The sequence below is a fragment of the Arthrobacter sp. genome (assembly GCF_031988865.1).
GTDB lineage: Bacteria > Actinomycetota > Actinomycetes > Actinomycetales > Micrococcaceae > Arthrobacter_B.
On the sequence record NZ_DALZXY010000002.1, the window covers coordinates 57,850 to 71,185 of the forward strand.

11 protein-coding genes and 3 tRNA genes are annotated in these 13,336 nt (G+C 64.7%); 8 read left to right on the forward strand and 6 right to left on the reverse strand.

The window, feature by feature from the left end; translation table 11 throughout:
* Positions 1-90: 90 nt before the first annotated feature.
* Positions 91-1,755 (reverse strand): ABC transporter substrate-binding protein, encoded by a 1,665-nt coding sequence (locus tag RTN46_RS00785; RefSeq protein ID WP_312178522.1) that lies wholly within the window; start codon positions 1,753-1,755, stop codon positions 91-93.
* Between the two features lie 133 nt (positions 1,756-1,888).
* On the opposite strand from RTN46_RS00785, the gene RTN46_RS00790 reads away from it, so the two are divergent.
* Complete coding sequence (locus RTN46_RS00790) at positions 1,889-3,643, forward strand: ABC transporter ATP-binding protein (protein ID WP_312178523.1); 1,755 nt, start codon at positions 1,889-1,891, stop codon at positions 3,641-3,643.
* A gap of 131 nt (positions 3,644-3,774) precedes the next feature.
* Here the strand turns inward: RTN46_RS00790 and RTN46_RS00795 are convergent, their stop codons facing one another.
* The 3 genes from RTN46_RS00795 to RTN46_RS00805 form a co-directional block, all read right to left on the reverse strand.
* Positions 3,775-4,716, reverse strand: coding sequence for an ABC transporter permease (locus tag RTN46_RS00795; RefSeq protein WP_312178524.1), 942 nt, complete (start codon positions 4,714-4,716; stop codon positions 3,775-3,777).
* Positions 4,713-5,717 carry an ABC transporter permease gene (locus RTN46_RS00800; protein WP_312178525.1) on the reverse strand — a complete coding sequence of 335 codons (1,005 nt, stop codon included), beginning with the start codon at positions 5,715-5,717 and terminating at the stop codon, positions 4,713-4,715. Before RTN46_RS00800 ends, RTN46_RS00795 begins: the two co-directional genes overlap by 4 nt.
* A 93-nt stretch (positions 5,718-5,810) precedes the next feature.
* Positions 5,811-7,505, reverse strand: coding sequence for an ABC transporter substrate-binding protein (locus tag RTN46_RS00805; protein ID WP_396157111.1), 1,695 nt, complete (start codon positions 7,503-7,505; stop codon positions 5,811-5,813).
* A gap of 228 nt (positions 7,506-7,733) precedes the next feature.
* Between RTN46_RS00805 and RTN46_RS00810 the strand changes: the two genes are divergently transcribed.
* The 3 genes from RTN46_RS00810 (at position 7,734) to RTN46_RS00820 (ending at position 8,380) form a co-directional block, all read left to right on the forward strand.
* A complete protein-coding gene (locus RTN46_RS00810; protein WP_312178526.1) occupies positions 7,734-7,904 on the forward strand; it encodes a hypothetical protein in 171 nt (56 codons plus the stop codon).
* A gap of 117 nt (positions 7,905-8,021) precedes the next feature.
* A tRNA-Lys gene (locus tag RTN46_RS00815) sits at positions 8,022-8,094 on the forward strand.
* Between the two features lie 213 nt (positions 8,095-8,307).
* Positions 8,308-8,380: transfer RNA gene (locus tag RTN46_RS00820), tRNA-Lys, on the forward strand.
* A 288-nt stretch (positions 8,381-8,668) separates the two neighbouring features.
* Here the strand turns inward: RTN46_RS00820 and RTN46_RS00825 are convergent.
* A complete protein-coding gene (locus RTN46_RS00825) occupies positions 8,669-9,178 on the reverse strand; it encodes a MarR family winged helix-turn-helix transcriptional regulator (protein ID WP_312178527.1) in 510 nt (169 codons plus the stop codon).
* Positions 9,179-9,322: 144 nt separating this feature from the next.
* On the opposite strand from RTN46_RS00825, the gene bcp reads away from it, so the two are divergent.
* The 3 genes from bcp to RTN46_RS00840 all read left to right on the forward strand — a co-directional run bounded on the left by bcp (position 9,323) and on the right by RTN46_RS00840 (position 10,943).
* Positions 9,323-9,790: a thioredoxin-dependent thiol peroxidase gene (gene bcp, locus RTN46_RS00830; RefSeq protein WP_312178528.1), complete on the forward strand. Its 468-nt coding sequence runs from the start codon at positions 9,323-9,325 to the stop codon at positions 9,788-9,790.
* A 52-nt stretch (positions 9,791-9,842) separates the two neighbouring features.
* Positions 9,843-9,924: transfer RNA gene (locus RTN46_RS00835), tRNA-Leu, on the forward strand.
* A 62-nt stretch (positions 9,925-9,986) separates the two neighbouring features.
* A complete protein-coding gene (locus RTN46_RS00840; RefSeq protein ID WP_312178529.1) occupies positions 9,987-10,943 on the forward strand; it encodes a 2-hydroxyacid dehydrogenase in 957 nt (318 codons plus the stop codon).
* Between the two features lie 10 nt (positions 10,944-10,953).
* Here the strand turns inward: RTN46_RS00840 and RTN46_RS00845 are convergent, their stop codons facing one another.
* Positions 10,954-11,394 carry a hypothetical protein gene (locus RTN46_RS00845; protein ID WP_312178530.1) on the reverse strand — a complete coding sequence of 147 codons (441 nt, stop codon included), beginning with the start codon at positions 11,392-11,394 and terminating at the stop codon, positions 10,954-10,956.
* A gap of 159 nt (positions 11,395-11,553) precedes the next feature.
* Here RTN46_RS00845 and ilvD point away from each other — a divergent pair, with 159 nt between their 5' ends.
* On the forward strand, positions 11,554-13,257 hold the full coding sequence (ilvD, locus tag RTN46_RS00850; RefSeq protein WP_312178531.1) for a dihydroxy-acid dehydratase: 1,704 nt from the start codon (positions 11,554-11,556) through the stop codon (positions 13,255-13,257).
* The last annotated feature ends 79 nt before the right edge of the window (positions 13,258-13,336 follow it).

Here is a 13,336-nt window from a genome sequence, read left to right on the forward strand (position 1 = left end):
TAGCCTAAGAAGCGTATCCCCACAGGCGCCCTTACTAAAATTTCCCGGCCGGGAAAAACACCGGGCGGGTGATCCCCGGCTTCCACCACGCTAGTTGTTGAGGCGGATGTAGTTAAAGACTTCGTTGAGCACAGGCGAGGTGGGATACTGCGCCACCCGCGATGACACCGTTAGCGCCGAGAGGGGGTAGGCCAGCGGAACGGCAGGGACCCGCGTGGAGATGCGGTCCGAGATCGAACGGTAGGCCTCGGCCCGGTCCTCATCCGCGGGAAGCGTGCGGGCGCGGTCGATCTTGGTGAACAGCTGCGGGTCGTCGTAGCCGAATTCCTCGCTGTAGCTTCCGAACAGAGTCCCCACGAAGTTATCCGCGTCCATGTAGGTGCCGCTGAGCCCGGAGAGGTGCAGGGCACGGTCCCCCTTCTGCGAGATCTGCTCCAGATACCCGTCTGACCACTCGATCGGAACCGGCCGGATGTTCAGCCCCGCGGCCGTGAGCTGGCGGCTCAGTTCGGCATAGACCTTCTCCGGATTGGGCAGGTAGGCACGGGTAACCCGGCGGGGGTAGTAGAAGGGCAGCTCCTCACCGGCGTAACCGGCTTCGGCCAGGAGTTCCTTGGCCTGCTCAAGGTTGTGGCCGTAATTGGTCACGTTGTCCGAGCGGAGCCCAAGCTTTTCCGGAAGGAACTGGTTGGCGGACTTCGTTCCGCTGAGGAACAGGCCCTCAAGCAGGGCCGGCTTATCCACCGCATGGGCAATGGCCTGACGCATCTTCAGGTCGTCCAGGCCGGGGAAGTTCTGGTTGATGCCGAGGTAGAGGACGGAATAGGGATCGCGCTGCAGGATCTGCATCCCGGACCGCGCCAGGTCTCCCACATCGGAGACAGTCACGAGGTCGTAGCCGTCCACCTCTCCGTTCTTCAGCGCGCGCAGTCTGCTCTCGGGGCTGGTGATCGTCCGGAAGGCCAGGTCGCGGATCTGGCCGCGGGTACCCCAGTAATCCGGGTTGGAGGTCAGTTGCACTTCGTCGTCGATCCAGCTCGTGAAGGCAAACGGCCCCGTTCCCACCGGGTGCTGGGCATAAGCGGAGATTCGGTTCCCGCCGCGGTCCTCGGAGAGCGTGTCGGCGCGGCCTTCAGCCAGTGCCCGCGGTGAGGAGATCCCGAACTCAGGGGAAGCCAGCGCCGGAATCAACCCCGGGAGCCTGGTCGTGAGTTCCAGCCTGACGGTGTATTCGTCAACCGGGGTGCAGGACTTGTACGCGGAGAGGTCAGGGGTATCGGCGAACCCCTTGAAGACGGAGCGGAACGTCAGGACCTCGTTGCCGCGGGCCTCGGCCGGGAGGTTGTACCAGCGCGTGAAGTTGGCGCAGACGGCGTCCGCGTTAAACGGTTCACCGTCGTGGAAGGTTACGCCGCGGCGGAGCGTGAAGTCGTAGATGCGTCCGTCCTCGGACTCGGACCAGGCCTCCGCGAGCAGCGGCACCGGTGCCGAGGTCACGGGGTCGACGCTGACCAGGGTCTCAAGGACCTGGCGGGTGACCCGGTGGGACTCCGTGTCCACCACGAGGAATGGGTCCAGCCCGGCCGGGCGGGCAGCGGTCGCAAAGGCGAACGACGCCGACGGATCGCTGGACGTTGACGGAGAGGCGCTGGGGGACTCTTCATCGGGGCGGGCAGGGGTGCAGCCGGCGAGGGCGAGGGCTGCGGCTATGGCTCCGGCCTTGATCACGGAGCGCCGTGTGGCGGATTGGGTCACAGCTGTTGGGTTCTCCTCCGGGACGCAGCATCCCTGCCTGGCTGGGTGAATTTCTAAGTCTAAATGATTAAAAAGCGGTAAAGGCGGGTGAGAGTTAGCTCACAAGTGCACTTTGATAAGGCAGGATATGGAAATGACCGAAACCAGCCTTGAATCTCCGCTGCTCGAAGTGACTGATCTCGCTGTCGGCTTCCAAACGATGGAAGGCCGGGTGCAGGCGGTCCGCAAGGCCGGGTTCAGCCTGAACGCCGGCAAGACCCTGGCGATCGTGGGCGAATCCGGATCAGGAAAGTCCACCACGGCCATGGCAGTGATCGGGCTGCTGCCGGGCAACGGCAAGGTCTCCGGCGGCAGTATCCGATTTGACGGACAGGAACTCGTCGGCTTGCCTGAGTCCAAGATGCGGGCCATCCGCGGCCGGTCGATCGGGTTGGTGCCGCAGGACCCGATGTCGAACCTGAATCCAGTGACGAAAATCGGTACCCAGGTGGCAGAGACGCTCCTGGTGCACGGCATGGCCACTGCCAAAGACGTAGACCGGAAGGTCGTGGAGGTACTCAGTGCCGCTGGGCTGCCGGACGCTGCTGAGCGGGCCAAACAGTATCCGCACGAATTCTCCGGCGGTATGCGCCAGCGCGCACTTATTGCGATCGGCCTGGCCTGCCGGCCCCGGCTGCTGATCGCGGATGAACCCACAAGCGCCCTGGACGTTACGGTGCAGCGGACCATTCTGGACCAGATCGGGCGAATGACTGATGAGCTGGGTACCTCGGTCCTGCTGATCACCCACGATCTGGGCCTGGCCGCCGAACGTGCCTCCGACCTCGTTGTTATGCACCGCGGCGAAGTCGTGGAAACCGGCCCGGCCCGGCAGCTGCTGGAGGACCCGCAGCACCCCTACACCCAGTCTTTGGTCCGGGCAGCGCCCAGCGTGGCGGCGGTCCGGCTCACACCGGGTGCGCTGGCTGCCCCCGCCGCGCAGCGCCTGCACGCCGCCGAAACGCTGCTGGACGCCGGTGCCTCCACCAGTGCTGTCGACACGCTGGATGCCGGGACCACGAAGACGGCAACGGACGCGGAGCCGGTGCCGGAGAACATCGTGGAGATCCGGGATCTGTCCAAGGTCTACCGGATCCGCGGGCGCGCCGAAGACTTCCACGCGGTCCGTAATGTCAGTCTCGAGATTCCGCGCGGCCGGACCGTGGCCATTGTGGGGGAGTCCGGTTCGGGTAAAACGACAACAGCCAGGATGCTGCTGAAGCTGATTCCGCCGACCAGCGGCACCATGACCTTCGACGGCGTTGATATCGCGTCGCTGGAAAAGGGAGCGCTGCGCAGCTTCCGCCAGCGGGTCCAGCCAATCTTCCAGGATCCGTATTCGTCCCTGGATCCGATGTACACCATTGAGCGGATCCTGGAGGAACCGCTTAAGACGTACAAGCGGGGAGACCGGCGGGAACGGGCCGCGCGGGTCCGCGAACTGATGGAGCAGGTCGCGCTGCCGCCTTCGATGCTGGGGCGGTATCCCGCTGAACTGTCCGGCGGCCAGCGCCAGCGGGTGGCCATCGCCCGCGCCTTGGCGCTGAACCCGGAACTGATCGTCTGCGATGAACCGGTCTCCGCCCTGGACGTGCTGGTCCAGGCGCAGATCCTCAAACTGCTGGGCGACCTGCAGCGGGACCTCGGCCTGAGCTACCTGTTTATCTCCCATGACCTCGCTGTGGTCCGCCTGATCTCGGACTACGTCTGCGTGATGAAGGATGGCGAACTGGTTGAGGCAGCTTCTTCGGAAGAGGTCTTCCAGAATCCGCGGCACCCGTACACCCGTAAGCTCCTGGCCTCGATTCCGGGCAATGAACTGAACATCGAAGGTGAACTCGCTTCGTAGCCGGCCACCGGCAGCGGCCCGGGTCAGGCCAACAAAGGCAGAACCACAAAGGCAGGGCCCGCTCCCCGAGGGGAGCGGGCCCTGCCTTTGCCTGCCCGGACCTGCGGCTGCCTCGGCAGCTGCCGGAGGGGCTATTTGCGCCTGGTCTTCGGGTCGAGCGCTTCGCGCAGCGATTCGCCCAGCAGGGTGAAGCCCAGCGCAGTGACGGCGATGCAGATACCCGGCAGGAACGCCAGCTGCGGCGCCACGGCCAGTTCGTTCTGCGCGTAGGTGAGCATCCTGCCCCATTCCGCTGTTTCCGGGCGTCCGCCGCCGAGCCCCAGGAAGGAGAGGGCTGCGGCGTCGATCACGGCCGTGGCCAATGTCAGGGTTGCCTGCACAATCACCGGACCAACACTGTTGGGCAGCAGATGGCTCATGGTGATGGTCCGCCGGCTCAGTCCCAGTGCCTGGGCCGAGAGCACATAGTCGGCCCCGCGCTGGCTAATCATCGAGGAGCGCAGGAGCCGGGCAAAAATCGGCACCTGCGAGACGCCGATGGCGATCATCACGGCTGACGGCACCTGTCCCAGGACGGCCGCGATGCTTACCGCGAGCAGCAGGTTGGGCACGGAGAGCAGGATGTCTACAAAACGCATGATGACGTTGTCCACCCAGCCGCCGAGTCCGCCGGCGATGACGCCCAGCAGCATCCCGCCTACGAGGCCGAGGGCGGTGGAGACGACGCCGATGAGCAGGGAGGCGCGGGCGCCCCAGATGAGCTTGGACAGCACATCCCCGCCGAACCGGTCCAGGCCCAGGGGATAGCCCTCGATGTCACCTGGGCCGGGAATCGACGTCGGGGTGATCTCGGTGCGTCCAGGCAGGTCCTCGCCGCCGTAGGGGGCAAGGAAGGGTGCGAAGATGGCGACCAGGACGAACAGGCCGACGATCACGGCTCCGGCGACAGCCGCAGGGTTGCGCCGCAGCCTGCGGAACGCGTCCCGCCACATTCCGCTCCCGCGGATCTCGGGAGCTGTCGGCTCTTCGGGCCGGAGCGCTCCGCCGGCTGGAGGTGGAAGAACTGTACTCATTGCACCCTCACCCTCGGATCGATGAAGCCGTAGGACACATCAACCAGGAGGTTGATGAGTGAGTAGGCCACGGCGATGAAGACGATGAACCCCTGCAGCACGGGGTAGTCCAGGTTGAAGATGGCATCCCGGAGGAACCTGCCGACGCCGCTGAAGGCGAAGACCGTTTCCGTCAGCACCGCCCCGGAGATCAGCAGCCCTGTCTGCAGGCCGATGGTAGTGGTCACCGGGAGCATCGCATTGCGAAGCACAAACCGGTTCCGGATGGTCTTCTCCATCAGGCCCTTGGCCCGGGCCGTCCGGACGTAGTCCGCTCCCTGCACTTCGAGGACCGAGGCACGGGTAATCCGCACGATGATCGCCAGCGGAATGGTACCCAGGGCGATGCCGGGGAGGACCAGGTGCATCAAGGCGTCCCAGGACGCGTCCCACTCCCTGGTCAGTATCCCGTCCAAAACATAGAAGTCCGTGACATGCGTTGCGTTAATGCGCGGGTCCTGCCGTCCGTCGGTCGGGAAGATCGGCACCTGGATGGCAAGCATCCACTTCAGGATGAAGGCCAGGAAGAACACCGGAACGGTAATGCCGATCAGGGAGAGGACCACTGATGAGTGGTCCCAGAACCTGCCGTAGTGGCGGGCAGCGAGGTAGCCCAGGGGAATACCGATGCCGATGGCAAAAATGAGGGCGACGGCCGCCAGCTCCAGGGTCGCCGGGAACCGGGTGGCGAACTCCTCCAGCACAGGGCGTCCCGTGACCGTGGATACACCGAAGTCGCCCCGGATGAGTTTGCCGACGTAGGTGAAGTACTGCTCAAGCAGGGGACGGTCGAAGCCATAGGCCTCGTTGATTCGGGCAATCGCCTCAGGCGTGGCCTTTTCGCCAAGGAGGGCAGTGGCGGGGCCGCCCGGAAGGTTGCGGACCCAGACAAACAAAAGGATGGACAAGCCGATCAGGGTCGGGATCAGCATTAGCAGGCGTTTGCCTATTACTTGCAGCACGAGTGTCCTTTCTCAGCCGGTTCCCGGGCTGGGGAAAAGTCGAGGACAGAACGGGCCGGGACCCAGCACGCTGGGTCCCGGCCCGGGTCGCCGCTACTTGTTGAGTTTGATCTGGTTGAACACTTCGTCGTTGACCGGGCTCGCGGGGTAGGAATCCACACGATCGGAGAACGCCAGCGACGGCGCCGGATGGGCCAGCGGGACGGCCGGCATGAACTTGGCGATGTCGTCGTTGATCTTCTCGTACATCGGGGTCTGCTCCTCCAGGCTGCTGACCTGGCGGGCGGCCTCGAGCTCGTTGAAGATGTCCGGATTGTTGAAGCCGAATTCCGGCTTCTCCGCGCCGAAGAAGACGCCCACGAAGTTGTCCGTGTCGTTGTAGTCGCCGGTCCAGCCGAGCAGGTGGATGCCGTGGTCTTCGGTGGCCTGCACCCGGTCAAGGTAGTCCGGTGACCACTTGCTCGGCTGCGGGTTGACCTTGATGCCCACGTCCGCCAACTGCGCGGAGATGTTCGAGAACACCTGCTCCGGCGTCGGCATGTACGGGCGGGAGACACCGGTCGGGTAGTTGAAGTCCACCGTGAATCCGTCCGGGTAGCCGGCTTCGGCCAGAAGTGCCTTGGCCTTCTCCGGGTCGTACTCGTACGTGGTGACGTCCTCGTTGTAGCCGTTGACCACGTCAGGGATGAACTGCGAGGCGACCTTGGTGCCCTTGGGCAGGGTCTGGTCCACCAGCGCCTGCTTGTCAATCGCGTGGGCGATCGCCTGGCGGACCAGCGGGTCGGCCAGCTGTTCGACCTTCTGGTTCATGCCCAGGTACAGGATCGTGAACGGATCACGCGGGATGACCTTGAAGCCGGCGTCGGCCAGGGCCTGGGTATCGGCCGGGGCCACCAGGTCGTAACCGTCAATCGAGCCGGACTCCAGGGACTGGCGCCGGGAGTTCGGGTCATCGATGACACGGAAGATGATGTCGGTGACCTGTCCCTGCTCGCCCCAGTAGTCGTCATACGCGGAGAGGGTGATCTGGTTGCCGACCTCCCAGCCGTCGAACTTGAACGGACCGGTACCGGTGGGGTGCTCCTTCGCGTAGGAGGTCAGCTCGGGTGCCTCCGCGGTACCGGAAGCGTCATCCGCTGCGAACTCTTCCATCGCGGACGGGCTCTGCATGGAGAACGCGGGCAGGGAAAGCGCGGCAATGAAACCGGCAAACGGCTTGGCCAGCGTAATGACGGCTTCGTTGTCGGCTGTCGCTTCACAGGACTCGTAGGTGGCGGTCTCCGGGGTATCGGCGAAACCCTTGAAGAGTTTGCTGTAGTAGTAGGCCTGGCTTTCGGCCTGCTGGATACCGGCGAAGTTGTACCAGCGGTCGAAGTTGCTGCAGACGGCCTCGCCGTTGAACGGGGTGCCGTCGTGGAACGTGACGCCCTCTTCGAGCGCGAACGTGTAAGTCAGAGCGTCCTCCGAGGTTTCCCAGGACTTGGCCAGCAGTGGTGCCGGGTCTGCTGTTCCCGGTTTCACGCCAACCAGGCCTTCAAAGACCTGGCGGCTGACGCGGAAGGATTCGCCGTCTGAGGCGAAGGCCGGGTCCAGGGTCTTGGGGTCGGATGAAGCAGCGAATACAAACGTTCCGTCAACTTCCGAAGCGCTCGTGGCGTCGTCGCCGGCCTCGCGGTTGCTTTGGGCGCAGCCGGAGAGCACCAGTGCGCTCATGGCCAGCCCGGCGGTCAGCGCGGCTGCGCGTCTCCGGGAGCGCCGGCTGGGAGTGAATCTGCCAGCAAGGGTCATTGTTATCTCCTCTGGGGCGGTGAATCCGGACGGCGGACTGGCCGGCGGACGGGATGTGATGTGGAACACAGGTGCAATGACAGAGAGCCTAATGGCACCGGGCAGGTGGTTTGGGACGCTAAGTGGGTTCGGCGCGGTCACAATTCGGTTAAGCCGGGGCGGCAGCTCCTGGCTGACTTGGTGTGGAAGCGGTGGACACCGGCCATCCACGGCCGTAGCTTCGGAAGAATGAGTTCCTCTCCGTCTGCAGCACATCCGGCCGGAAGCGGCCAGGCGCTCGCCGTGCTTGCCGCCGGCGCCATTGCGGGGCTGGCGGCAGTGGCGGCCGCGGCAGCACTGCGCAGGATGCTTCGGCGCCCGGCCATAACCTCTGCGGTCCGCGGGCGGCCAGACGTGTGAAACAGCTCTCAAAATCCCCCTGATTTCGCTTTTGCGAAAAACTACTGGTAGAGTTTCATGTCGTTGCGGAGGAAAAACTGCGGAAATTTCCGGCAGTTCCAACCCCCAAAACTGCCAGCACCTCTAGCTCAATTGGCAGAGCAATTGACTCTTAATCAATGGGTTCCGGGTTCAAGTCCCGGGGGGTGCACAGCGCAGATACCCCGCGTCATCCGGCTGTAAAGCCAGGTGGGGCGGGGTTCTTCGTTCCGGTGGCCGGCAGCCAGGTTCCGCACACGGACGTTGGTTCGGCCCCGGCTGAAAAGCTGGTAGAGTAACTTGTCGTTGCGGATCGCCGCGGACCGGGAAACCGGCCCGGGAGAACCGTCGGCGGGGAACCGCCGCCACCGCATCACACCGCCAAGCACCTCTAGCTCAATTGGCAGAGCAATTGACTCTTAATCAATGGGTTCCGGGTTCAAGTCCCGGGGGGTGCACAGTAAATCCCTGTCGGAAGGCACTGCCTTCCGACAGGGATTTTTTTGCTTTCCGGCACCTGTGTCCAGGAGGGGCACCCCTAGCGGCAGCCCGCAGCAGATTTCCCAGGATGCGTGCTGCGAGGTTTCCCGCGTTGGGTCGGCGGGCCGGGCTGAGTCGGCGTGCCCGTCATAAGGCAGGCTCCAATACACCCGGCCGGTTAAACAGCAACGTGCACGCTCCTGGCGGAGCGTGCACGCAAAAGGCTTGGGTGTCGGGTGGTCCCCGCTACGGCCGGCAGTGCCCGGCTAGGCGGTCTGTTGTGCCGAGGTGTCCGGTGCCGCTTCGAGAGGAGTCTCAAGCGGGACGGGGAGTCCGGGAACGTCGACGGCCATATGCCAGCGGGGGTTGCCGAGTTCGCGGATAACCTTGCGCAGCTGGCTGCGCAGGTCTTCGGACAGCAGTTCTTCGCCGTCGAGCAGGGTGCGCTCAATGTCGTGTGCCTCGTGCAGGGCTTCAAGGCCCGCCGGGGTGATTGAAACCATGTGGCTGCGCTTGTCCAGGTCGTTTCGGACGCGGGTGACGTGTCCGTGCGCTTCCAGCCTGGCGAGCGTTTTGCCCATGGTCTGGGCCTGAACGCGGACCAGCTGGGCGAGGTGCGCCTGGGTCATGGGGCCCTGGGAATCCAGGACGCCAAGGGCGATGACGCCTGCGTGGGTCACGCCTATCCGGACAAGGCGCTCGTTCCAGGCATGCTCCACCAATCGCGCGGCTGTTGATAAAAGGCGACCGGTGGGCCAATGCTCCATATCGGGCATAAAACTGAACTCTTCCTTTCGAGTACGGATTTCCGCGGCCAATCGGATAGCCTCAAATCCACTGTCTAGGATAGCCATCCGAAAGCCTGCTGTCGTCCTGTGACACAGCCGATGCGCAATCGATACCGAAGGAGCACCTGTTTAATGCCAAGACTAACCGTTGGTGACACCGCACCGGATTTCACCCTGACGGCGTCGGATTCCTCCGTCGTATCGCTCGCGGACCTTCGTGGGCGCAGCGTCATTGTTTACTTCTACCCTGCGGCCGCAACCCCGGGTTGCACCAAGGAAGCCTGCGACTTCCGCGACAACCTGAACTCGCTGGCCTCCGCCGGGTATGCCGTGCTGGGGATTTCCCCGGACAAGACGGAAAAGCTGGCCAAATTCGCTGCGGATGAAGCCCTCACCTTCCCGCTGCTGTCGGATCCGGACCACGCCGTGGCCGAGCTCTACGGCGCCTGGGGCGAAAAGAAGAACTACGGCAAGGTTTACGAGGGCCTGATCCGGTCCACCGTTGTGGTGGATCCGGAAGGCAGGATTTCCCTTGCCCAGTACAACGTGCGGGCCACCGGTCATGTTGCCAAGCTCCGCCGTGATCTCGGTCTCGACTAAACCTCGGGTACACTAAAGGCTGGCTTTTGCCCGGGTAACCGGTGCAGGCCGCGCGCGAGTGGCGGAATTGGTAGACGCGCTGGATTTAGGTTCCAGTGTCTTCGGACGTGTGGGTTCAAGTCCCTCCTCGCGCACACATACAGAACGCCCCGGTCATGGGACCGGGGCGTTTTTTTGCGCGCTAGGCTTTTGTTGCATGTCACCAGAATCACGCGCAGTCCGAACCATCACGGTGCCCACCGACGAACTCCTCGACGCACTCCTTCCGCTCCCGGCAGGGATCAGGGCGGGGGTCTGGGACCTGGTGGGCGAGCCACGCGGGCTGGACTACCAGGAGATCGACGCCGTCGTCACGCCTTACGCGTCTGCGTCCGACTGGCGCGACGGTGTGGCCCGCGTGCCGAACCTTTTACTCCTGCAGGCGCAGACCACCGGCCACGATGGGCTCCCGGAACTGGTGGGCGCAGGCACTGCGGTCGCCAGCGCTGCCGGTGTGCACGCCGCCGCGACGGCAGAACTGGCAGTGGGCCTGATGCTCGCCTCGCTCCGGGGCATTGATGCGGCGGTCCGTGACCAGCAGGATGCCCATTGGAATCCCCAGCGCTATCCGGGCCTGGCCGACCGCCGGGTCCTGCTGGTTGGCGTGGGCGGCATTGGACAGGAGATCGCCGCGCGGCTGGCACCGTTTGAAGTGGAGCTCACCAGGGTGGGAAGCCGGGCGCGGGATGACGACGCCGGGCACATCCACGGCACGGATGAACTGGTGCAGCTTGCGGCCTCCGCTGACGTGCTGGTGCTGATCACTCCGCTGAACGAGCAGACCCGGCACCTGGTCGACAAGGCGGTGCTCGCGGCAATGCCGGACGGCGCCCTGGTGGTGAACGTGGCCCGCGGGGCGGTCATCGACACCGATGCCTTGACGGAGGAAGTGGTTTCGGGGCGTCTGAAGGCGGCCCTCGACGTCGTCGAACCGGAGCCGCTGCCCGCGGACCATCCGCTCTGGAAAGCACCGAACGCTCTGCTGACCCCGCATGTGGGCGGGAACTCGGAGGCCTTTACCCCGCGGATCCAGGCGTTTCTGCGCCGGCAGGTCCGCAACCTGGCCGAAGGGCGGGAACCGCTCAACCTCGTTGCGCGGGGCCCCTGGGCCTGATCCGGTCCGGCTAGGCCAGTTCCAGGAACGTGTCCAGGAACGAGTTGAAGTCCTCGTGGTCTTCGTCCTGGCGCAGCAGGCGGTGTGGTTCGCCGTCGCCCGCAGGGAACTCCGCCTTCGGCTCGACGCCGAAGCGGAAGATCCGGCCGGTGGTGGTCCCCACCTCATAGCTGCCCGGGGAAACTTCGTCGGTGTGCGAAAGGTTGGTCGTGTTAATCGCCGTCGGCGGTTCGAGGGCCTCGAAGGAGTCCGGGGCGAACGGTGCGAAGACCAGCTCCGGCGGCCGCCACCGGTACCCCACCACGTAGTAGGCGGCAGAACCGGGGACGGGGGTGGCGCAGACCAGGTTGTAGTCACCGTAGTTTGGGATCTGTGAGTCGAAGACCCTGCGCAGCAGGGCCTTCAGGGCTTCGCTGGACTGACCTTCGGGGGAGCCTGGTTCCGGTGTCATACTCCCCAGTCTATGGACAGGCACTCCCATCCGAGGAAGGCCACGGCCCCTCAGTCGGCCAGCCTTTCCCGTCTGCGTTGCGTAACCCGGGCGTAACAACCTGCGGCACGGGGCCCGCGGATGCGCCGGGGGGAGCGGCATGGGAATAGGATTTCCGGTATGAGCATGGAGAACACCCCTGACATCAAACCCCGCAGCCGAGTTGTAACCGACGGTATCCATGCGGCGCCTGCGCGCGGCATGTTCCGTGCAGTTGGAATGGGAGATGACGACTTCGCCAAGCCGCAGATCGGCATCGCCAGTTCCTGGAATGAAATTACGCCGTGCAACCTGTCGCTGAACCGACTGGCCCAGGGCGCCAAGGAAGGCGTCCACGCAGGTGGCGGATTCCCGATGCAGTTCGGCACCATTTCCGTCTCGGATGGAATCTCCATGGGCCATGAAGGCATGCACTTCTCGCTCGTTTCGCGTGAAGTCATTGCGGACTCGGTCGAAACGGTCATGATGGCCGAGCGGCTGGACGGTTCGGTCCTCCTGGCCGGCTGTGACAAGTCGCTTCCCGGCATGCTGATGGCAGCCGCCCGCCTGGACCTCTCCAGCGTCTTCCTCTACGCCGGGTCGATCATGCCCGGCTTCGCCAAAATGGAAGACGGCACCGAACGCGAAGTCACCCTGATTGACGCCTTTGAAGCCGTCGGCGCCTGCGCCGCGGGCAAGATGAGCCTCAAGGACCTGGATACCATCGAACGCGCCATCTGCCCGGGCGAAGGCGCCTGCGGCGGTATGTACACCGCCAACACCATGGCCTGCATCGGCGAAGCCCTGGGCATGTCCCTTCCCGGCTCTGCCGCGCCGCCCTCGGCCGACCGCCGCCGCGACGAGTTCGCACGAAAGTCCGGCGAAGCCGTCGTGAACCTGCTGCGCAAGGGCATCACCGCCCGCGACATCATGACCAAGAAGGCCTTCGAAAACGCCATCGCCGTCACCATGGCCTTCGGCGGCTCCACCAACGCCGTCCTGCACCTGCTGGCCATCGCCCGCGAAGCCGAAGTGGAGCTCACGCTCGAGGACTTCAACCGCATCGGCGACAAGATCCCGCACCTGGGCGACCTGAAGCCGTTCGGCCGGTACGTGATGTTCGACGTCGACAAGATCGGCGGCGTGCCGGTCATCATGAAGGCACTGCTCGACGCCGGCCTGCTGCACGGCGACTGCCTCACCGTCACGGGCAAGACCGTGGCCGAAAACCTGGAAGCCATCAACCCGCCGGATCCGGACGGAAAGGTGCTCCGCGCACTCGACAACCCGATCCACAAGACCGGCGGCATCACCGTCCTGCACGGTTCCATGGCTCCCGAAGGTGCCGTCGTCAAGAGCGCAGGGTTCGACGCCGATGTCTTCGAAGGCACCGCCCGCGTCTTCGAGCGCGAGCAGGGAGCCCTGGACGCGCTCGACGCCGGAGCAATCCACGCCGGCGACGTCGTCGTTATCCGTTACGAAGGACCCAAGGGTGGGCCGGGCATGCGCGAAATGCTCGCCATCACCGGTGCGATCAAGGGCGCCGGGCTGGGCAAGGATGTCCTGCTGCTCACCGACGGGCGGTTCTCCGGCGGCACGACCGGGCTGTGCATCGGCCACGTTGCACCGGAAGCGGTCGACGGCGGCCCCATCGCCTTCGTGAAGGACGGGGACCGGATCCGCGTGGACATCGCGGCCCGCAGCTTCGATCTGCTGGTGGAACCGGAAGAACTCGAAAGCCGCAAGATCGGCTGGGAGCCGCTGCCGGCGAAGTTCACCAAGGGTGTCCTGGCCAAGTACGCCAAGATGGTCAACTCGGCTTCCACGGGCGCTTACTGCGGTTGAAACCCCTCCCCACGGACACCCGCTGGCGCGGATGTCCGTGGGGCCCCTAAGGGGTTTCAACCTTATTAAGCCCTGCCGC

What these genes read in the sequence shown, in the direction of transcription:
- RTN46_RS00790 (WP_312178523.1), top strand. Translation starts at nt 1,889, where the DNA reads ATGACCGAAACCAGCCTTGAATCTCCGCTGCTCGAAGTGACTGATCTC.
- RTN46_RS00795 (WP_312178524.1), bottom strand. Translation starts at nt 4,716, where the DNA reads ATGAGTACAGTTCTTCCACCTCCAGCCGGCGGAGCGCTCCGGCCCGAA.
- RTN46_RS00805 (WP_396157111.1), bottom strand. Translation starts at nt 7,505, where the DNA reads ATGACCCTTGCTGGCAGATTCACTCCCAGCCGGCGCTCCCGGAGACGC.
- RTN46_RS00810 (WP_312178526.1), top strand. Translation starts at nt 7,734, where the DNA reads ATGAGTTCCTCTCCGTCTGCAGCACATCCGGCCGGAAGCGGCCAGGCG.
- RTN46_RS00825 (WP_312178527.1), bottom strand. Translation starts at nt 9,178, where the DNA reads ATGCCCGATATGGAGCATTGGCCCACCGGTCGCCTTTTATCAACAGCC.
- bcp (WP_312178528.1), top strand. Translation starts at nt 9,323, where the DNA reads ATGCCAAGACTAACCGTTGGTGACACCGCACCGGATTTCACCCTGACG.
- RTN46_RS00840 (WP_312178529.1), top strand. Translation starts at nt 9,987, where the DNA reads ATGTCACCAGAATCACGCGCAGTCCGAACCATCACGGTGCCCACCGAC.
- RTN46_RS00845 (WP_312178530.1), bottom strand. Translation starts at nt 11,394, where the DNA reads ATGACACCGGAACCAGGCTCCCCCGAAGGTCAGTCCAGCGAAGCCCTG.
- ilvD (WP_312178531.1), top strand. Translation starts at nt 11,554, where the DNA reads ATGAGCATGGAGAACACCCCTGACATCAAACCCCGCAGCCGAGTTGTA.